Below are 18,980 nucleotides of genomic sequence, written 5' to 3' on the forward strand. Positions count from 1 at the left end.
GTCACCATCCCACCCTCTGAAGATCGGCGGCGTCTGCCTGCCATGCGTTCACCATATGCATCGGCCATCGACGCGGCGCCACCGCCATCACGTCGAAGCGGACGCTGCCGCCGGATTGCGGCGCGAATTGGGCCGGATGGGCTCCGATCCACGCCATGGCGGCGCGCGCCAGACGCGTCCGTTGCCGGCCCGTGATGGCATAGAGGGCGGCCCCATGGGAAGCCCTCGCCTTCACCTCGATGAAGACCAGCGTCCGGCCGCGCCGGGCGACGATGTCGATCTCCCCGGCCGGGGAGCGGAACCGCCGGGCGAGGATGCCGTACCCTTTCAGCCGCAGCAGCAGGATGCAGACCGTCTCCGCCCGCCAGCCGAAGCGCCAGGCGCGCCGCCTGTCAGTCATCTGCGGCCGCTTTCGAGAGCGCGAGCGCGCGCTGATAGACATCGCGCTTCGGCTTCCCCGTCCGCGCCGCCACCGCCGCCGCGGCGTCCCGCACGCTGGCGCCGGCCAGCGCCTCCGCCAGCATCGAATCCAGATCGTCGGCCGCCACGGCCTCCGCCACCGGCGGGCCGACGACCAGCACGATCTCCCCCTTCGGCGGCCCGGCATCGGCGTAATGGACGGCCAGCGCGGACAGGCGGTCCCGCCGCACCTCCTCATGCAGCTTCGTCAGTTCCCGCGTCACGGCGGCCTCCCGGTCGCCCAGCATTTCCGCCATGTCGGCCAGCGACTCCGCCAGCCGGCGGGCGCTTTCGAAGAAGACCAGGGTCGCGGGGATCGAGGTCAGTTCGCCGAGGAAGCTCCGCCGGGCGGCGCTCTTGGAGGGCGGGAAGCCGGCGAAGAGGAAACGGTCCGTCGGCAGGCCGGAAAGCTGCAACCCCGTCGTCGGCGCGGATGCGCCGGGCAGCGCCGTCACCGGCAATCCGCGGGTGTGGGCGTCGCGCACCAGCTTGAAGCCCGGATCGGAAACCAGCGGCGTTCCCGCGTCGGAGACGAGAATGACGGCGTCGCCGCCCTCGATCCGGTCGAGAAGGAACGGCCTCACGCGCTCGGCGTTGTGGTCGTGATAGGCGATCAGCCGCCCGCTGCCGGCGGCGATCCCGTGGAGCGACAGCAGCTTCGCGGTGGTCCGCGTATCCTCGCAGGCGATGGCGTCGGCGTCGCGCAGGGCGTCCAGCGCGCGCAGCGTGATATCGCGGACATTGCCGATGGGCACGGCGGTCAGATAGAGGCCGGGCGGCATCGGTTTACTTGCCGGGACCCCCCGGCTAGTGTCGGCTTCGATGCCGTTCCGCGGGGCCGCGCCCGCCGGACGGCGATCCTCGTCAAGCGGTGGAGTGGTCCGTGACACGTCTTTCGTCGGTTTTGACTTCTGTTTCGACATCGACTTTCCGGACGAGAGGGCGCGGGGTCGCCCTGGCCGCGTGCCTGGCGCTGCTCGCCGCCTGCGGGACGACGACCGTAGCGGAGCCGTCGCGGCCGGCGCAAGCCGTCCAGCCCCAGACTTCCACGCCGCTGGAACCGTTCGGCACGGGCGGGGTCGATCGCTTCGGCCGTCCGATCCTGGAGGAACGGACCCAGGTCGCCCTCCTGCTGCCGCTTTCCGGCCGGGGCGAGGCGGTCGGCCAGTCGATGCTGAACGCCGCCCAGATGGCGCTGTTCGATTCCGGCGTCGACACGCTGGAGTTGATGCCCCGCGACACGACGGAGACGCCGCAGGGCGCGGCCGCCGCTGCCCGCGCCGCCATTGGGGAAGGGGCCGATCTCGTCATCGGGCCGCTGTTCGGCGACCATGTTCCGGCCGTCCGGACGGTGGCACAGCCCGCTAACGTCAACGTCATCTCCTTCTCCACCGACCGCAGCGTCGCCGGCGGGAACGTCTTCCTGTTCGGCTTCCTGCCGGCCGACCAGGTCGACCGGGTAGTGGAATACGCGATCGGTCAGGGCATGACCCGGTTCGCCGCCCTGGTGCCCAGCGGGGCCTATGGTCAGGCGGTGGCGAACGCGCTTCAGGACTCCGCCGCGCAACGGGGCGCGACGGCGCGGGTGGAATATTTCGACCCGTCGAACACCGACTATTCCGACGCCGTCCGCCGCGTGTCGCAGGGCGGGCCGATCGACGCGCTGATGCTGCCGGTCACGGGGCTGCCGCTGCGCGGCATCGCGCCGCTGCTGGACTATTACGAGATCGACGCCCAGCTTCTCGGCACCGGGCTCTGGGACATTCCGGGCATCGGGCGGGAACCGGCGCTCAACGGCGCGTGGTTCGCCTCTCCCCAGCCCGACCTCCGCGCGGGTTTCGAGCAGCGCTATCAGGCGGCGTTCGGCGAACCGCCGGAACGGCTGGCAACGCTGGCCTATGACGCGGTGGCGCTGGCAGCGGAACTGACTCGGAGCGCGCCGCGCGGCCAGCCGAAATTCGACACCGCGACGCTTCAGGACCCGGCCGGCTATGTCGGCATCGACGGCATCTTCCGTTTCGGTCCGGACAATCTGGCCCAGCGCGGCCTCGCCATTCTGGAGGTCACGCCGTCGGGGCCGGTGGTGCTGGAGCCGGGCGCGCAGAGCTTCGCCGGCCCAGCCTTCTGATCATCGCACCCTGATCATCTCACCAGCGCCGCCAGGACCCCGTTCAGCCGCTGCCGGCCGGCGGGGGTGGCGCGAAGCCTGTCGCCCTCGACGGTGACGAAGCCGCCCCCGACCATCCGCTCCAGGCCCGCCGGATCGACCAACTCGGCGGCTGGCCGGTCCAGGGCGACGCCCTCGGTCAGGCGCAGCCCCATCATCAGCCGCTCGGCGTCCCGCAACTCGTCGGGAATGGACTCGCGCGGATGTTCGGCGTGGCCGTCGCGCTCCACCCGCTCCAGCCAGATCTCCGGCGCGCGATGGGTGCGGGTCCCGAACTTCCGGCCGTTAAGCGTCAGCCGACCATGCGCGCCAGGGCCGACGCCGACATAGTCGCCATAGCGCCAGTAGGTCAGATTGTGCCGGGATTCCTCGCCCGGCCTGGCATGGTTGGATATCTCATAGGCAGGCAGCCCCGCATCCTCCAGTACCGCCTGCGTCGCCTCGTAGAGCGCCGCCTGCGTCTCCTCGTCCGGCAGGGTGAATGCGCCCCTTCCGTAGAGGGTGTGAAACTTCGTCCCTTCCTCGATGGTCAATTGGTAGAGCGACAGGTGCCCGACCGCATGGTCGAGCGCCCGACGCAGTTCCGTCTCCCAAGCTGGCACGGTCATGCCGGGCCGGGCGTAGATCATATCGAAAGAGAAACGATCGAAATGCCGGGCGGCGACGGCCACGGCCGCCAGCGCTTCCGCCGCGCTGTGCTCCCGTCCCAGGAAGCGCAGATCGGTATCGTCCAGCGCCTGGACGCCCAGAGACACCCGGTTGACCCCGGCCGTGCGGAAGCCGGCGAACTTGTCGGCCTCGACGGAGGTGGGATTGGCTTCCAGCGTGATCTCCAGCCCCTCGGCCGTCCGCCAGCGCGCAGAGACATGGTCCACGAACGCGGCGACGGTCTCAGGCGGCATCAGCGACGGCGTGCCGCCGCCGAAGAAGATCGAGGTGACCGTGCGGCCGGATGTTTCGGAATGGAAATGATCCAGTTCGCGCACAAGCGCCGCCCGCCACTTCTCCTGATCGACCGTTTCCCGGACATGGGAGTTGAAGTCGCAATAGGGGCATTTCGCCCGGCAGAACGGCCAATGGACGTAGATCGCGAAGCCGGGGTCGCTCATCCCGCGAAACAACGCGCCACGAGTTGCCGGAAGGCGTCGGCGCGGTGGCTGCCGGCATGCTTGACCGCAGGGTCGATCTCTCCATAGGTCAGCTCGTGACCTTCCGGCATGAACATCGGATCGTAGCCGAAGCCCCTGTCGCCGCGCGGCGGCCAGACCAGCCGCCCGTGGGCGCGGCCTTCAACCGTCTCGCAATGCCCGTCGGGCCAGGCCAGCGCCAGGGCGCAGACGAAATAGGCGGCGGGGTCGCGGTCGCCCAGCGCCTCGTTCAGCCGCCGCATCCCGTAGTCGAAATCCCGCCTGCCGTCCGGCAATTCCGCCCAGCGGGCGGAATAGATGCCGGGCGCGCCGTCCAGCGCCGGCACGGCAAGGCCGCTATCGTCGGCCAGCGCCGGCCGGCTGGTGCGCTCCGCGACATAGCGGGCCTTCAACTCGGCATTGGCGATGAAGGTCGTCCCCGTCTCTTCCGGATCATCCAGCCCGAACTCTCCGGCCGACGGGAAGGCGCCGACATAGGGGCCGAGGAGTTGGGATATCTCCCGGATCTTGCCCTTGTTGTGGCTGGCGATGACGAGCGTGTCGCCATCGAAGCGGCGGGGGGTGGTGGGGGCCGTATCGTGCATGGCGCTTAGATAAGCTTGCTTGTGAAAATCTCCAAGTTCGGCGGCCGCGGGCTTGCCATGCTGGAACCGCGCGCCGATCATCGCGCCGGACCGGATATCACGGAAGAATGGGGAGAAGATCGATGAAAGTGGCATTCCTGGGCATGGGGGTGATGGGTGCGCCGATGGCGGGGCATCTGGTGAAGGCCGGGCACGAGGTGACGGTCTATAACCGCACCGTCGCCAAGGCCCAGGCCTGGACGAAGGAGAACAAGGGCGGGTCGGCCGCCACGCCGGCCGAAGCCGCAAAGGGGGCGGAGATCGTCTTCGCCTGCGTCGGCAATGATGACGATGTCCGCGGCGTGGTCTATGGCGATGCGGGCGCGTTCGCCGGCATGGAAAAGGGCGCGCTGTTCGTCGACCACACAACCGCGTCGGCCGGGCTGGCGCGGGAGCTGGACACGGCGGCGCGGGAGAAGGGTTTCGCCTTTCTCGACGGGCCCGTCTCCGGCGGTCAGGCGGGCGCGGTCAACGGCCAATTGACGGTGATGGTCGGCGGCGAGAAGAAGGATTTCGACCACGCGAAGCCGGTTATCGACTGTTTCGCGAAGGCCACGACGCTGATGGGCCCGGCCGGGGCCGGGCAGCTTACCAAGATGGTCAACCAGATCTGCATCGCCGGGCTGGTGCAGGGCCTGTCGGAAGGCATGAACTTCGCCCAGAAGGCGGGGCTCGACGGCGATCTGGTGCTCGATGTCATCTCCAAGGGCGCGGCGCAGAGCTGGCAGATGGAGAATCGAGGCCGGACCATGCTGAAGGGCGAGTTCGATTTCGGCTTCGCCGTCGACTGGATGCGCAAGGATCTCTCGATCGTCTTCGACGAAGCCCGCCGCAACGGCGCGCGTGTGCCGGTGACGGCGCTGGTCGACCAGTTCTACGCCGCCGTCCAGGCCCATGGCGGCAACCGCTGGGACACGTCCAGCCTGATTCAGGTGCTGAAGGGATGAGGCTTCACCCCAGCGCGGCTTTCTGGGCCTCCACCAGTTCGGCGATGCCCTGCTTGGCCAGCGCCATCAGGGCCAGGAACTGCTCCTCGCTGAACGGGTCGGTTTCCGCCGTGCCCTGGATCTCGACGATTCCGCCCTTGCCAGTCAGCACGAAATTGGCGTCGGCGTCGGCGGTGGAATCCTCCGCATAGTCCAGATCCAGGACCGCCTGGCCCTTATAGAGGCCGCAGGAGATGGCGGCGACATGGTCGGTGAGCGGGTTGATCCTTACGGCCTTGATCGCCATCAGGTGGCGGATGGCCATGTGCAGAGCGACGTAGCCGCCGGTGATCGCGGCCGTGCGGGTGCCGCCATCGGCCTGGATCACGTCGCAATCGACCTTGATCTGGATTTCGCCCAGCGCCTTCAGGTTGGTCACGGCGCGTAGGGACCGGCCGATCAGGCGCTGGATCTCCTGTGTCCGGCCGGACTGCTTGCCGCGCGCGGCTTCCCGGTCGGTCCTCTTGTCGGTGGCGCGGGGCAGCATGCCGTATTCCGCCGTCACCCATCCCTTGCCGCTGCCCTTCAGCCAGCCCGGCACGCGATCCTCGACGCTGGCGGTGCACAGCACATGGGTGTCGCCGAATTTGGCGAGGCAGGAGCCTTCGGCGTATTTGTTGACGTCAACCTCCAGCCGGATGGCGCGCAGCGCATCGGCGGCGCGGCCCGACGGGCGGTGGGATCGGCTTGCGGTCGCGGACGGCGCGGCGGTCATCGGATGGTGCTTTCCTTTGCTCCCGGAATGGCGCGCAAGCTATCCTCTGAAGGCGGTGTCGTCCACCTCGCACGGGAGATGGGAACCGGTGCCGTTGACGCCGCCGATTTCGGCCCCACATAGCGAGGCGCCAAGCCATGGGACCATTGACCGGACTGCACCACCCCCCCGGGGAGATGATCGCCGAACTGAACGAACGGTCGCGCGAGATCTTCCGCCATATCGTCGACGCCTATTGCGAAACCGGCGAACCCATCGGCTCGCGCACGATTTCGCGGCGGCTGGGCATGGATCTGTCGCCGGCGACCATCCGCAACGTGATGGCCGATCTTGAGGAAGCCGGGCTGCTTTACGCGCCGCACACCTCCGCCGGACGGCTGCCGACCGATCTCGGCCTCCGCCTGTTCGTCCACGGGCTGCTGGAGATCGGGGACCTGGGCGAGACCGACCGGAACAATATCGAGGCTCAGTGCGCCGCCGTCGACCGCACCCTGCCGCAGGTGCTGGACGAGGCGACGACCGTCCTCTCCGGCCTGTCGAGTTGCGCCGGGCTGGTGCTGGCGCCGAAGACCGACCGGCCGCTGAAGCATATGGAGTTCGTCAATCTGGCGCCCGGCCGCGCGCTGGTGGTCATGGTGACGGAGGACGGGCTGGTCGAGAACCGGGTTGTCGAGGTGCCGCCCGGCCTGCCGGCCTCGACCCTGGTCGCCGCATCGAATTATCTCAACGCCCGTGTCATCGGGCGAACGGTGGGCGAGGCGCGGGCCGAGGTCTCCAGCGAGATGGAGCGGCAGAAGAACCAGCTCGACGAGCTGGCGGCGAAGGTGGTTGAGGCTGGCCTCGCCACCTATGCCGGGGACCAGCGCTCCGGCGGTACGCTGATCGTCAAGGGCCAGTCGCGGCTTCTCTCCGATGTCACGGCGGTCGAGGATCTGGAGCGCATCCGGAGTCTTTTCGACGCGCTGGAGACGAAGGAGGCGATGCTCCGCCTGCTCGACGCCGCCAACACGGCGGAGGGCGTGCAGATATTCATCGGGGCGGAGAACAGCCTGTTCAGCCATGCCGGCTGCTCCGTCATCATCGCGCCCTACAAGGACGGGCGGGAGCAGATCGTCGGCGCGATCGGGGTCATCGGCCCGACGCGCCTCAACTACGCCCGCATCATCCCGATGGTCGACTACACCGCCAAGATGGTCGGCCGTCTTCTATGGAACAAGAAAGACGAGCACAGAGCAGCATGACCGATACCAGCACCCACAAGACCGAAGCCGACGCGGTCGAGACCGAGGAGGTCCTGCCGCCGGAGGAGGGCGCGGCCGAGGAGGCGATGGCGCTCGATCCCGTGGAGGTCCTGCGCGAGGAGAACGCCAAGCTGAAGGACCAGATGCTGCGCGCGCTCGCGGATGCGGAAAACACCCGCCGCCGCGCGGAGCGGGAGAAGGAGGATACCGCCAAATACGCGGTAACGAAGTTCGCGCGCGACATCCTGAACGTCGCCGACAATCTGCGCCGCGCGATGGAGGCCGTCCCCGACGATGCGAAGCAGGGCAACCCGGCGATGACGGCCCTTGTGGAGGGCGTCGAGGCGACGGAGCGCGAGCTTCTGGACGCGTTCGGGAAGCATGGCGTCACTCGGATCGACCCGTTGGAGGAGAAGTTCGACCCCAACTTCCACCAGGCGATGTTCGAGGTGGAGAATACCGGCCGTCCGCCGGGCACGATCGTCCAGGTGATGGCGGCGGGCTACGTCCTCAACGGCCGCCTGCTGCGCCCTGCCATGGTCGGCGTCGCCAAGGGCGAACCTCCGAAGGTCGACACGACGGCCTGAGGGGAGGGTTCGGTACAGCCTCCCCTCACCTTGAGCCTGTCGAAAGGTGTGTGCCCACATGGTTTGACAGGCTCACCATGAGGAGGTGGGAAACGCAAGAACCCTCACTCCGTGACCTGCGCCTCCAAAGCCTCCATATCGTCGTCGGAGAAGCCGAAATGGTGGCCGATCTCGTGGATCAGGACGTGGGTCACGACATGGGCGAGGTCTTCGCCCGTGTCGCACCAATAGTCCAGGATCGGCCGGCGATAGAGGAAGATCAGGTCGTTGTGGGTGCGGCTGGCGGAGACGCTCTGCTCCCCGAACGGCGTGCCGACATAGAGGCCCAGAAGGTCGAACGGGCTCTCCAGCTCCATATCCCGGCAGGTTTCCTCGTTGGGAAAATCCTCGACCCGGATGGCGACGCCCTTCACCATGCCCGCCAGTTCCGGCGGGATCGATTCCAGCGCGACGTCCGCCATGTCGATCATATCTTCCAGGGTCGGCGGCGTGATCGGGCGTTGCATGATGGGGCGGGTCCGTCGGCTTTTCACGTTCGTCGCCCCTATCTAGCAGGAGGACGCCGCCATGGCCCAGAAGCTTGATCCCGCCGCCCGCACCCGAGCGCTGGCCGACCTGAAGGGCTGGTCGCCGATCGAGGGGCGGGACGCCATCCACCGACGCTTCACCTTCAAGAATTTCTCCGAGGCATGGGGCTTCATGACCCGCGTCGCCCTGATGGCGGAGAAGATGGATCACCACCCGGAATGGCACAATGTCTACAACCGCGTCGACGTGGTGCTGACGACCCACGATGCCGATGGGCTGACGGAGAAGGACATCGCGCTGGCCGCCTTCATGAACAAGGTCGCGGACTGAGAGGGCGTCAGCCGGTCATGCGGCCGGCGACGATCTCCCAATCGACGATGTTGTCCAGAACGGCGGCGACATGCTCCTTGCGCCGGTTCTCATAGTCCAGATAGTAGGCGTGCTCCCACACATCGATGCCCAATAGCGCCGTCTGGCCGTGCGCCAGCGGATTATCGCCGCCCGGCGTGCTCATCAGCGCGACGCCGTCGCCATCCTGGATCAGCCATTGCCAGCCGCTGCCGAAGATGTCGCCGGCGGCTGTGGTGAATTCCTCCTTGAACGCATCCATGCCGCCGAAAGCGGCGCCGATCCGCTCGGCCAGCGCCCCTCCAGGCTCCGTCGGCCCTTCCGGCGTCATCTGCTCCCAATAGATCTCGTGGTTCCAGGCCTGGCCGGCATTGTTGAAGATCTTACGGCTTTCCTGATCGTCCGCCGTCGCCTGGATGATCTCCTCCAGGGACATGTCGGCCATCTCGGTGCCCTCAATCAGGCCGTTCAGCGTCTCATAGTAGCCGGCATGGTGCTTGCCGTAATGAAGGCCGACGGTGCGACCGGAGATCACGGGCTCCAGCGCCGCCTCGTCATAGGGCAGCGGCGGCTGGGCGATCGCCCCGGCGTTCTGCGCCAGCGCCGGCGTGGGGAACCTTATCGCCGAAACGGCCGCGGCGGCGGCCAGGCCGCCAAGGAAGCGCCTGCGGTTCAGCGGAAGGGAAATGGCGGCGAGCGTGTCTGTCCGGATCATAGCTACCTCTCCCATGTTCAGCTTTGCCTCCGACCGCGTTAAAAGGCGCGGACGCCTTCGGGTTCCCCGGTCGGACATATGGAAACGGCAAGACATGACGATCACGACGCCCGAACTGGAGACGAAGCGCCTCCGCCTCCGCGCCTGGCGGGCGGAAGATCTGGAGCCGTTCGCCGCCCTCAATGCCGATCCGGAAGTGATGGAGCACTTCCCGGCGACGCTCGACAGGGTGGAGAGCGACACGCTGGCCGCCGGCATCCAGGCGCATTTCGCCGAACGCGGTTTTGGGCTGTGGGCGGTGGAAGCGCCGGGGGCGGTTCCGTTCGCCGGCTTTGTCGGACTGTCCGTGCCACGGCGCACGCTGCCCTTCACGCCCTGCGTGGAAGTCGGCTGGCGGCTGGCGCGCCATTGCTGGGGCCGGGGCTACGCGACGGAGGCGGCGCAGGCCGCGCTCTCCTTCGGCTTCGGGACGCTGGGCCTGGAGGAGATCGTCTCCTTCACGGCCGCCGGCAACCTCCGCTCCCGTCGGGTCATGGAAAGGCTGGGCATGAGCCGCGACGAGACGGACGATTTCGATCACCCCGCCCTGCCGGAAGGCCACCGGCTGCGCCGGCACGTCCTCTACCGGCTGGGTCAACTTACTCCTGTTGGTCATTCCGGCCCCCGAGCCGGAATCCATAGGCCCTGACCGCTTCAGCGACGGCGAAGGACCAGATGCGGTCCCCGCCGGCTGCTATTTCGGCGCCAGCCGCACCGCGCCGTCCAGACGGATCGTCTCCCCATTCAGCAGTTCGTTCTCCGCGATGTGCAGCACCAGCCGCGCATATTCCTCGGGCTGGCCCAGCCGCTTGGGGAAGAGAGTGGTGGCGACCAGGCTCTCCTGGACCTCGTCGGACATGGACAGCAGCATCGGCGTGCCGATGAGGCCGGGGGCCACCGTCATCACGCGGATGCCGAATCGGGCCAGTTCGCGGGCCATCGGCAGGGTCATGGCGACGATGCCGCCCTTCGACGCGCTGTAGGCTGCCTGGCCGATCTGTCCCTCATAGGCGGCGACCGAAGCGGTGTTGACGATCAGCCCACGCTCTCCGGTCGGCAGCGGTTCAACCTCCGCCATCGCGGCGGCGGCCAGCCGTCCGACATTGAAGCTGCCGATCAGGTTGACGTCGATCACCCGGCGGAACAGGTCGAGCGGATGCGGCCCCTCCCGTCCCACCACGCGTCCGGCATCGGCGATCCCGGCGCAATTCACCGCGATACGGGCGACGCCATGAGCCTCCCGCGCCGCCGCCAGCGCCTCCCTTATGCTCGCCTCATCGGAGACGTCGCCGGCGAGGGCGAGGCCGCCGATCTCTGTCGCGACGGCCTCCGCCGCCTCCGCATTGCGGTCGATCAGCGCGATTTTCGCGCCCGCGCCGGCGAGAGCGCGGGCGACCGCCGCCCCCATGCCCGATCCGCCGCCCGTGACGATGGCGGCCAGCCCTTTGACGTCCATGCCCGCTCGTGCTCCCCTGTAGATTGGTTGATGTCCCGGGGTGATAGCACGCACCCTTCGGGCTGGCGACCGCGCCCGGCATGTTCCGTGACGAAGGGAGAAGCAAGTCATGCAGTTCCTGGTGATCGCCCGAGATGGCGAGGATCCCGACGCTCTGGACCGCCGGCTCAAGGTGCGGGAGGCGCATCTCGCCGGCGCGCGGAAGCTGGCCGCGGAAGGCCGGATGGTCGAGGGCGGGGCGATCCTCGACGATGACGGAAAGATGGTTGGGTCGGCGGTGATCGTCGACTTCCCGGACCGCGCCGCCCTGGACGACTGGCTGAGGAACGACCCCTACGTGACCGGCGATGTCTGGCGGAAGATCGACATCATGCCCTTCCGCATCGCGCCGCTGCGGGACATGACGTAAGGCCCGCCGGTCAGCCGTAAAGGTGCAGCCGGCCGCCTTCTTCCTTCAGCCATGCGCGGGCGGCGGCGACGTTGGGATCAAGGCTTTCCACCAGCGCCCAAAAGCGGGGGCCGTGATTCATCTCGATCCGGTGGGCGACCTCATGGGCGACGACATAGTCGATCACCCAGTCCGGCGCCATGATCAGGCGCCAGCAATAGCTGAGCCTGCCATCGGCTGAGCAGCTTCCCCAGCGAGACCGGGTGTCGCGCACCGTCACCGCGCGGATGGTGACGGGCAGCCGCGCCGCCATGGCGTGGGAGCGGGCGGTCAGTTCCCTTTTCGCCTCCCGCTTCAGGAAATCCGTCACCCGCCGGGGCAAATGGGCCGCCTCTCCACCGACGCAGAGCGCGCCATCCTCCGGCCGGACGGCGATCCGCCGCCCCGGTTCGTGCCGGATGAGGTGGGGCTGCCCCCTGAACGGAACGGCCGCGCCATCCTCGAACGGCCGGCGAACGGGGATGGCGGTGAGGCGCGGGGCCAGCCAGCCCATATGGCGCAGGACGAAGTCGCGGACATGTTTTTCGGCGACGCCTGGCGGGACGACGACCCTCGCCCCGCCATGGGCGGGATCGATCTTGAGGCTGAGCCGCGTCGCCCTCGGGTTAATCCGCAGTTCCAGCGGAGCTTCCAGCCCCTCGACCGAGAGCGCGCGCGTTTCCACCCGCCGTTTCGGCGCGGAACGTCGGGGCCGGAGACGAAGGGGCATGCGCATGGTCCCGACCCGGATACAGGCCGCCCGGCGCGATGTCCAGCGCGGTTGACCGGGCGCGGAGGCCGTCTCTAGTCTCCTCGACAATCGCCCTTCAGCAGGAGATACGCCCTTGGCCGGAAAGTCCCACGTCCTCGCTATCGATCAGGGAACCACCTCCACCAGGGCGATCATCTTCGATCATGCCGGCCTGCCGGTCGCCACCGGCCAGAAGGAACTGCCCCAGCATTATCCCGCCGATGGCTGGGTGGAGCACGATCCGGAGGATATCTGGGCCGATACGCTCGCCGTCTGCCGGCAGGCGCTGGACCGGGCGGAGCTGGACGCCGCCGCGATCGCCGCCATCGGCATCACCAACCAGCGGGAGACAACTATTCTGTGGGACCGGGCGACGGGGAAGCCGGTCTACAACGCCATTGTCTGGCAGGACCAGCGGACCGCCGCCCGCTGCCGCGAACTGGTGGAGGCGGGCCATCAGCCGATGGTGCAGGAGAAGACGGGCCTGCTGATCAGCCCCTATTTCTGCGCCACGAAGCTGGCCTGGATCCTCGACAGCGATCGGGCCCTGCGGCGACGGGCGGAAAAGGGCGAGCTGGCGTTCGGCACGGTCGACACCTTCCTTCTCTACCGGCTGACCGGCGGCCGGGTCCACGCGACCGACGCCACCAACGCCTCATGCACGCTGCTGTTCGACATCACCGCCCAGGATTGGGACGACGAGTTGCTGCGCCTGTTTGACATTCCGCGCGCCCTGCTGCCGGAGGTGATGGACAGTTCCGCCGCCTTCGGCGTCGCCGGGCGGGAGCATCTGGGGGCGGAGATCCCCATCACCGGCATGGCCGGCGACCAGCAGGCCGCGATGTTCGGCCAGGCCTGCCTGGAGCCGGGCATGGTCAAGTCGACCTACGGCACGGGCTGCTTCGCGCTGATGAATATCGGCGACAAACCCATCCTGTCGAAACACCGGATGCTGACGACGGTCGCGATCCGGCTGGCGGGGAAGCCGACCTACGCGATCGAGGGGTCGATCTTCGTCGCCGGCGCGGCGGTCAAATGGCTGCGCGACCGGCTGGGGATCATCGACAGCGCGGCCCGCACCGCCAGCATGGCGGTGGAGGTGCCGGACAGCCACGGCGTCTACATGGTCCCGGCCTTCACCGGCCTGGGCGCGCCGCATTGGGACTCCGACGCCCGCGCCGCGATCCTGGGCCTCACCTTCGACGCCGGGCCGGCCCATATCGCCCGGGCGGCGCTGGAAAGCGTGGCCTACCAGACCCGCGACCTGATGGACGCGATGATCGCCGACAGCGGCGGCCGGCCGGCGGCGCTGCGCGTCGATGGCGGGATGGTGGTCAATGACTGGGTCTGCCAGTTCCTGGCCGACATGCTGGACATCCCGGTCGAACGGCCCCGGGTGACGGAGACGACGGCCTTGGGCGCGGCCTTCCTGGCCGGTCTCCATGAAGGCGTCTACCCCGATCTGGGCGCCGTCTCCGCCGCCTGGAAGCGCGACCGCCTGTTCGAACCACGCATGGACCCGGCCCTCCGGGAGCGGCTGTTCGAAGGCTGGCAGAAGGCGGTGAGGTTGACGCGAGGGCAGTAGGCGACGGTGCGGAAGGGCGGCATCCCATGGATTCCGGCTCGGGGGCCGGAATGACGTTGTTTTTGTTGGTCATCCCCGACCTGATCGGGAATCCATAGGAACCCGAAGCATCCAGGTATAGGATTTATTTCTTATAACGGCTCTGCTATCGTCCCTCCGATAACGACGGAGGCAGAAAGTAATGTCGGATCATCTGTTGCCGGAAGCGCGATATCGGCCGTCGCCGAATCGGTCGGGGGCGCTAGTTGGGCCGCGGTTCGTGGTTGTCCACTACACCGCCGGCGCTTCGGCGGAAGGAGCCGTTGCGTGGCTGACGAATCCGGACGGGCCGGGGAAGCCGTCGGCGCATCTGGTGATCGGGCGGGACGGCGCGCTGTGGCAGCTCGTCCCGTTCGACCGCGTCGCCCATCATGCCGGGCAGTCGCGCTGGGCCGGTCTTTCCGGGCTGAACCGCCATTCGATCGGGATCGAGCTGGTCAATCTGGGACCACTGACGGCGCGGGAGGATGACGGGTTCGCCGACGCCTATGGCCGGCTGGTCCCGGCGGCCGGGATCGTACGCGCGGCGCACAGGCATGGCGGGCCGCGCCGCCCGTGGCAGGCCTATCCGCCGGCCCAGCTCGACGCGCTGGAGCGGGTTCTGACCATCCTTCGCCGCCGCTACCCGACGCTGGAGGATGTCGTCGGCCATGACGACATCGCGCCCGGCCGCAAGATCGACCCCGGCCCGGCCTTCCCGATGGACCGGTTCAAGGCGTTGTTCCGACACGCCGATTTCGTTTCGGATGTGAAAGGTACAGCGTGTCGATGATTAGGTCTGGTCAAGCGAATGTTCGAAAGGCAACATCCGGGTTGTCACAAAAACTTCATCTTCGTTACATCGGACCGCAACCGGCGGCGTAACAAATGCCGGCGTTCAACGGACATTCAACGGGAGGTTTCCGAGATGACTATCCGCTTCACGCTCGCTGCATCGGCGATCGCGCTTCTGGCCGCCGGCCCCGCTTCCGCGCAAACGGAGATCCAGTGGTGGCACGCCATGGGCGGTGCGCTGGGCGAATGGGTCGACGATCTGGCCCAGGGCTTCAACGAGAGCCAGGACGAATATGTCGTCGTCCCGACCTACAAGGGCTCCTACCCGGAGACGATGACCGCCGCGATCGCCGCCTTCCGGTCGGGCGAACAGCCGCACATCGTCCAGGTGTTCGAGGTCGGCACCGCGACCATGATGGCGGCCGAAGGCGCGGTCTATCCGGTCTACCAGCTTATGCAGGATACCGGCACGCCGTTCGACCCGAGCGCCTACCTGCCGGCCGTCGCGGGCTACTACACGACGTCGGAGGGCGAGATGCTGTCGCTGCCCTTCAACAGCTCGACGCCGGTCATGTACTACAACAAGGACGCGTTCGAGGCGGCGGGGCTGGACCCCGAGAGCCCGCCGGAAACCTGGCCGGAATTCGCGGAGGCGGCGGCCGCCCTGGTCGAGAGCGGAGCTACCTCCTGCGGTTTCACCACTGCCTGGCAGGAGTGGGTCCAGCTTGAGAATCTCTCCGCCTGGCATAATGTGCCGATCGGCACGCTGGGGAACGGCTTCGGCGGTCTGGGGACGGAACTGCTGCTCAATTCCGACCTCCAAGTGATGCATATCAGCGCGCTGAAGGATTGGATGGACGAGGGGCTGTTCAAATATGGCGGTCGCCAGGGCAGCGCGGAGGGCTTGTTCTTCTCCGGTGAATGTGGCCTGTCGTTTAGTTCGTCGGCAGCTTATGCCGGCATCGCGGCTAACGCCGGCTTCGACTTCGGCATCGGCATGCTGCCCTATTGGCCGGACGTCGAGGGCGCGCCCCAGAATTCCATCATCGGCGGCGGCACCCTCTGGGTGCTCCAGGGCCGGGACGAGGAGGACTATGCCGGCGTGGCGGAGTTCTTCAACTATCTGTCATCGCCGGAGGTCCAGGCCGATTCCCACGCCCGGACCGGCTATCTGCCGATCACCACGGCGGCCTACGAACTGGCCCAGGAGCGCGGGCTCTATGAGGAGCGGCCGGGCTTCGATACCTCCATCCGGCAGTTGACCCTCAACCCGCCGACGGAGAATTCCAAGGGCCTCCGCTTCGGCAACTACGTCCAGATCCGCGAGATCATCAATGAGGAGCTGGAGGCGGTCTGGGCCGGCGACAAGGAGCCGCAGGCGGCGCTCGACGCCATCGTCGAACGCGGCAACGAGTTGCTGCGCCAGTTCGAGGAAGCCCACAGCTAATCCCTGATCCGGCAGCGGGGACCGTGATAGTCGCGGTCCCCGTTCTCCTTTCCGGCCGTTCAGGCGGATGTCCATGCACAAGCGCGTGACCTTCAACAACCGGGTGCTGCCCTATCTGCTGGTGACGCCGCAGATCCTGATCACGCTCGTCTTCTTCATCTGGCCGGCAAGCCAGGCATTGTGGCAGTCGACCCTGCGCCAGGACCCATTCGGCCTGCGCACCGCCTTCGTCGGGCTGGCCAATTTCGAACGGCTGTTTACCGACCCGCACTATTACGCCTCGCTGCAGGTGACGGTCGTCTTCAGCACCGCCGTCACCCTTCTCAGCATGTCGGTCGCGCTCTTGTTCGCGGTCGCCGCCAACCGGGCGATCCGCGGCGCCACGGCCTACAAGACCCTGCTGATCTGGCCCTATGCCGTCGCCCCGGCGGTGGCCGGCGTGCTCTGGCTGTTCATGTTCGCCCCTTCGGTCGGCATCGTCTCCTACATGCTGGCGACTCTCGGCTATAACTGGAACCACAGCCTGAACGGCGGCCAGGCGATGACGCTGGTGGTGATCGCCGCGGCGTGGAAGCAGGTCAGCTACAATTTCATCTTCTTCCTGGCGGGCCTCCAGTCGATCCCGCGCAGCCTGGTGGAGGCCGCGGCGATCGACGGGGCGGGGCCGGTCAAGCGGTTCTGGACCATCGTCTTCCCGCTCCTGTCGCCGACGACCTTCTTCCTCATGGTCGTCAACGTGGTCTACGCCTTCTTCGAGACGTTCGGCATCATCCATGCCGTGACCAGCGGCGGCCCCGGATCGCCCGGCGCGACCAACATCCTGGTCTACAAGGTCTACAGCGACGGCTTCATCGGTCTCGATCTGGGCGGGTCGGCGGCGCAGTCGGTGATCCTGATGGCGATCGTGATCGCGCTCACCATCGTCCAGTTCAAATATATCGAACGCCGGGTGCATTACTGAGATGGTCGAACGCCGCCCCCTCCTGACCTTCCTCAGCCACCTCGTCATCTGGCTGGGGATCGCGCTGGTCGCTTTCCCGATCTACGTCACCTTCGTCGCCTCGACCCATGAGCTGTCGGCGATCATGCAGGCGCCGATGCCGCTCGTCCCCGGCGGATCGATGGTTGAGAATTACTGGCGGGCGCTGACGGGGCAGCTCCATACCGTCTCGGGCTCCACGCCCGCCTGGTACATGATGTGGAACAGCCTGGTGATGGCGCTGGTCATCGCCACCGGCAAGATCGCCATCTCCATCCTGTCGGCGTTCGCGATCGTCTATTTCCGCTTCCCGTTCCGGATGTTCTTCTTCTGGATGATCTTCATCACCCTGATGCTGCCGGTGGAGGTGCGCATCCTGCCGACCTATGCGGTGGTGGCCGATCTGGGGCTGCTGGACAGCTATGCCGGCCTGACCGTGCCGCTGATCGCCTCGGCCACCGCGACCTTCCTCTTCCGCCAGTTCTTCCTGACGATCCCGGACGAGCTGGCCGAGGCGGCGCGGATGGACGGGGCGGGGCCGATGCGGTTTTTCAAGGACATGGTAGTGCCGCTCAGCGCGACCAACATCGCGGCCCTCTTCGTCATCCTCTTCATCTATGGCTGGAACCAGTATCTCTGGCCGCTGCTCATCACCGACGACCTGGAAACCATCGTCGTCGGCATCCAGCGGCTGATCAACGCCGGCGACGCCCAGGCGGAATGGAATGTCATCATGGCGACCACGATGCTAGCGATGATCCCGCCGGTCATCATCGTCGTCCTGATGCAGCGCTGGTTCGTCAAGGGCCTCGTCGACAGCGAGAAATAGAAGCGAAATGGCCGATATAGAAATCCGTTCGGTGCGCAAGACCTATCCGGGGGCGAAGGAGGAGGTCATCAAGGGCATCGATTGCAAGGTCGCCGACGGGGAATTCCTCGTCATGCTGGGGCCCTCGGGCTGCGGCAAGTCCACGCTCCTGCGCATGGTCGCGGGGCTGGAGGTTATCTCCAAGGGGGAGATCGCGATCGGCGGCCGCGTGGTCAACAATCTGGAGCCCAAGGACCGGGACATCGCCATGGTGTTCCAGAACTATGCGCTCTACCCCCACATGTCGGTCTTCGACAACATGGCCTACGGGCTGAAAATCAAGGGCGTGGCGAAGGCGGAGATCGAACGCCGGGTGAAGGAAAGCGCGGGCCTTCTCGGCCTCGCCGATTTCCTCGACCGCAAGCCGCGCCAGCTTTCCGGCGGGCAGCGCCAGCGCGTAGCCATGGGCCGCGCCATCGTGCGGGAGCCGAAGGTCTTCCTGTTCGACGAGCCGCTGTCCAACCTGGACGCCAAGCTGCGCACCCAGATGCGGGTGGAGATCCGGAAGCTCCAGGGCCGGCTGGGCATCACCAGCCTCTACGTCACCCATGACCAGGTGGAGGCGATGACGCTGGGCGACCGGCTGATGGTGATGAATGGCGGCGCGGCGGAGCAGGTGGGAACGCCGCTGGAGATCTACCACAAGCCAGCCTCGATGTTCGTGGCCGGCTTCATCGGCTCCCCCGCGATGAACTTTCTGCCGGGCAGGGTGACGGCCGATGGCGCGGCCGTGGAGCTTCCCGGCGGCCAGGTCGTGCAGACCGACCGGGTCCGGCAGGGCGCTGCGGGCCGGCCGGTCACGATTGGCGTGCGGCCGGAACATCTGCGCCCGGCGGGGGAGAACGACCAGGGCCACACCTTCGTCGTCCAGGTCGATCTGGTGGAGGCGCTTGGGGCCGATACGGTCGTCCATGGTGCGGCCCCGGGATTCGTCGAGCCGATCCTGGCGCGCCTTCCGGGCTCCGCCCAGGTGAAGGTCGGGGACCGGCTGGACCTGGCGATCGCGGAGGGGGAGCTTCATCTGTTCGATCCCACGACAGGCCGCGCGTTGCCGTAGACTCCCGCGCCGAACCGCCCCTCACCCAACCCTCTCCCCGG

Annotated in this window: 22 protein-coding genes; 13 read left to right on the top strand and 9 right to left on the bottom strand. The window is 67.4% G+C overall.

Annotated elements, in window-relative coordinates:
- Position 1 precedes the first annotated feature (1 nt).
- Both AAFN89_RS04665 and rsmI read right to left on the bottom strand, forming a co-directional pair.
- Positions 2-400 carry a YraN family protein gene (locus AAFN89_RS04665; protein ID WP_347536431.1) on the bottom strand — a complete coding sequence of 133 codons (399 nt, stop codon included), beginning with the start codon at positions 398-400 and terminating at the stop codon, positions 2-4.
- A complete protein-coding gene (gene rsmI / locus AAFN89_RS04670; RefSeq protein WP_347536433.1) occupies positions 393-1,349 on the bottom strand; it encodes a 16S rRNA (cytidine(1402)-2'-O)-methyltransferase in 957 nt (318 codons plus the stop codon). Before rsmI ends, AAFN89_RS04665 begins: the two co-directional genes overlap by 8 nt.
- Between rsmI and AAFN89_RS04675 the strand changes: the two genes are divergently transcribed.
- Positions 1,343-2,587, top strand: coding sequence for a penicillin-binding protein activator (locus tag AAFN89_RS04675; protein ID WP_347536435.1), 1,245 nt, complete (start codon positions 1,343-1,345; stop codon positions 2,585-2,587). The two genes, rsmI and AAFN89_RS04675, sit on opposite strands and share 7 nt — an antisense overlap.
- Positions 2,588-2,601: 14 nt before the next feature.
- On the opposite strand, the gene hemW is transcribed toward AAFN89_RS04675, so the two are convergent.
- Together hemW and rdgB are read right to left on the bottom strand one after the other, a co-directional pair.
- Complete coding sequence (hemW, locus tag AAFN89_RS04680; RefSeq protein ID WP_347536436.1) at positions 2,602-3,735, bottom strand: radical SAM family heme chaperone HemW; 1,134 nt, start codon at positions 3,733-3,735, stop codon at positions 2,602-2,604.
- Complete coding sequence (gene rdgB / locus AAFN89_RS04685; protein WP_347536438.1) at positions 3,732-4,358, bottom strand: RdgB/HAM1 family non-canonical purine NTP pyrophosphatase; 627 nt, start codon at positions 4,356-4,358, stop codon at positions 3,732-3,734. The genes hemW and rdgB overlap by 4 nt, the downstream gene beginning before the upstream one ends.
- 122 nt (positions 4,359-4,480) lie before the next feature.
- Here rdgB and AAFN89_RS04690 point away from each other — a divergent pair, with 122 nt between their 5' ends.
- Entirely contained in the window at positions 4,481-5,344 is an 864-nt protein-coding gene (locus AAFN89_RS04690; protein WP_347536440.1) for an NAD(P)-dependent oxidoreductase, read from the top strand.
- Positions 5,345-5,348: 4 nt separating this feature from the next.
- Here AAFN89_RS04690 and rph read toward each other — a convergent pair whose 3' ends face one another.
- Positions 5,349-6,098, bottom strand: a complete 750-nt coding sequence (rph, locus tag AAFN89_RS04695) for a ribonuclease PH (protein WP_347536442.1) — start codon at positions 6,096-6,098, stop codon at positions 5,349-5,351.
- Between the two features lie 176 nt (positions 6,099-6,274).
- Between rph and hrcA the strand changes: the two genes are divergently transcribed.
- Positions 6,275-7,339, top strand: a complete 1,065-nt coding sequence (gene hrcA, locus AAFN89_RS04700) for a heat-inducible transcriptional repressor HrcA (protein WP_347537031.1) — start codon at positions 6,275-6,277, stop codon at positions 7,337-7,339.
- Positions 7,336-7,926 carry a nucleotide exchange factor GrpE gene (gene grpE / locus AAFN89_RS04705; protein ID WP_347536444.1) on the top strand — a complete coding sequence of 197 codons (591 nt, stop codon included), beginning with the start codon at positions 7,336-7,338 and terminating at the stop codon, positions 7,924-7,926. Before hrcA ends, grpE begins: the two co-directional genes overlap by 4 nt.
- A 104-nt stretch (positions 7,927-8,030) precedes the next feature.
- Here the strand turns inward: grpE and AAFN89_RS04710 are convergent, their stop codons facing one another.
- Complete coding sequence (locus AAFN89_RS04710; RefSeq protein ID WP_347536446.1) at positions 8,031-8,432, bottom strand: metallopeptidase family protein; 402 nt, start codon at positions 8,430-8,432, stop codon at positions 8,031-8,033.
- A gap of 61 nt (positions 8,433-8,493) precedes the next feature.
- Here AAFN89_RS04710 and AAFN89_RS04715 point away from each other — a divergent pair, with 61 nt between their 5' ends.
- A complete protein-coding gene (locus AAFN89_RS04715; RefSeq protein ID WP_347536448.1) occupies positions 8,494-8,784 on the top strand; it encodes a 4a-hydroxytetrahydrobiopterin dehydratase in 291 nt (96 codons plus the stop codon).
- A 7-nt stretch (positions 8,785-8,791) separates the two neighbouring features.
- Here the strand turns inward: AAFN89_RS04715 and AAFN89_RS04720 are convergent, their stop codons facing one another.
- The gene (locus AAFN89_RS04720; protein WP_347536450.1) at positions 8,792-9,517 is read right to left on the bottom strand and encodes a superoxide dismutase; all 726 of its coding nucleotides are present in this window, start codon (positions 9,515-9,517) and stop codon (positions 8,792-8,794) included.
- Between the two features lie 94 nt (positions 9,518-9,611).
- Here AAFN89_RS04720 and AAFN89_RS04725 point away from each other — a divergent pair, with 94 nt between their 5' ends.
- Complete coding sequence (locus AAFN89_RS04725) at positions 9,612-10,205, top strand: GNAT family N-acetyltransferase (protein WP_347536453.1); 594 nt, start codon at positions 9,612-9,614, stop codon at positions 10,203-10,205.
- A gap of 45 nt (positions 10,206-10,250) precedes the next feature.
- Here AAFN89_RS04725 and AAFN89_RS04730 read toward each other — a convergent pair whose 3' ends face one another.
- Positions 10,251-11,012, bottom strand: a complete 762-nt coding sequence (locus AAFN89_RS04730) for an SDR family NAD(P)-dependent oxidoreductase (protein WP_347536455.1) — start codon at positions 11,010-11,012, stop codon at positions 10,251-10,253.
- A 109-nt stretch (positions 11,013-11,121) separates the two neighbouring features.
- On the opposite strand from AAFN89_RS04730, the gene AAFN89_RS04735 reads away from it, so the two are divergent.
- Positions 11,122-11,421: a YciI family protein gene (locus AAFN89_RS04735; protein WP_347536457.1), complete on the top strand. Its 300-nt coding sequence runs from the start codon at positions 11,122-11,124 to the stop codon at positions 11,419-11,421.
- 10 nt (positions 11,422-11,431) lie between these two features.
- On the opposite strand, the gene AAFN89_RS04740 is transcribed toward AAFN89_RS04735, so the two are convergent.
- Positions 11,432-12,169 (bottom strand): SprT family zinc-dependent metalloprotease, encoded by a 738-nt coding sequence (locus AAFN89_RS04740; RefSeq protein WP_347536458.1) that lies wholly within the window; start codon positions 12,167-12,169, stop codon positions 11,432-11,434.
- 115 nt (positions 12,170-12,284) lie between these two features.
- Here AAFN89_RS04740 and glpK point away from each other — a divergent pair, with 115 nt between their 5' ends.
- The 6 genes from glpK (at position 12,285) to AAFN89_RS04770 (ending at position 18,939) form a co-directional block, all read left to right on the top strand.
- The gene (gene glpK / locus AAFN89_RS04745; protein ID WP_347536460.1) at positions 12,285-13,775 is read left to right on the top strand and encodes a glycerol kinase GlpK; all 1,491 of its coding nucleotides are present in this window, start codon (positions 12,285-12,287) and stop codon (positions 13,773-13,775) included.
- Positions 13,776-14,034: 259 nt separating this feature from the next.
- Positions 14,035-14,586: an N-acetylmuramoyl-L-alanine amidase gene (locus tag AAFN89_RS04750; RefSeq protein ID WP_347536461.1), complete on the top strand. Its 552-nt coding sequence runs from the start codon at positions 14,035-14,037 to the stop codon at positions 14,584-14,586.
- A gap of 135 nt (positions 14,587-14,721) precedes the next feature.
- Positions 14,722-16,035, top strand: a complete 1,314-nt coding sequence (ugpB, locus tag AAFN89_RS04755) for a sn-glycerol-3-phosphate ABC transporter substrate-binding protein UgpB (RefSeq protein WP_347536462.1) — start codon at positions 14,722-14,724, stop codon at positions 16,033-16,035.
- A 73-nt stretch (positions 16,036-16,108) separates the two neighbouring features.
- Positions 16,109-16,996, top strand: a complete 888-nt coding sequence (gene ugpA / locus AAFN89_RS04760; RefSeq protein WP_347536463.1) for a sn-glycerol-3-phosphate ABC transporter permease UgpA — start codon at positions 16,109-16,111, stop codon at positions 16,994-16,996.
- A gap of 1 nt (position 16,997) precedes the next feature.
- Positions 16,998-17,843, top strand: a complete 846-nt coding sequence (gene ugpE / locus AAFN89_RS04765) for a sn-glycerol-3-phosphate ABC transporter permease UgpE (protein WP_347536464.1) — start codon at positions 16,998-17,000, stop codon at positions 17,841-17,843.
- A gap of 7 nt (positions 17,844-17,850) precedes the next feature.
- Entirely contained in the window at positions 17,851-18,939 is a 1,089-nt protein-coding gene (locus AAFN89_RS04770; protein WP_347536466.1) for a sn-glycerol-3-phosphate import ATP-binding protein UgpC, read from the top strand.
- The last annotated feature ends 41 nt before the right edge of the window (positions 18,940-18,980 follow it).

It is taken from the genome of Inquilinus sp. CAU 1745 (assembly GCF_039839375.1).
In the GTDB taxonomy this organism is placed as follows: domain Bacteria; phylum Pseudomonadota; class Alphaproteobacteria; order DSM-16000; family Inquilinaceae; genus JBDOQU01.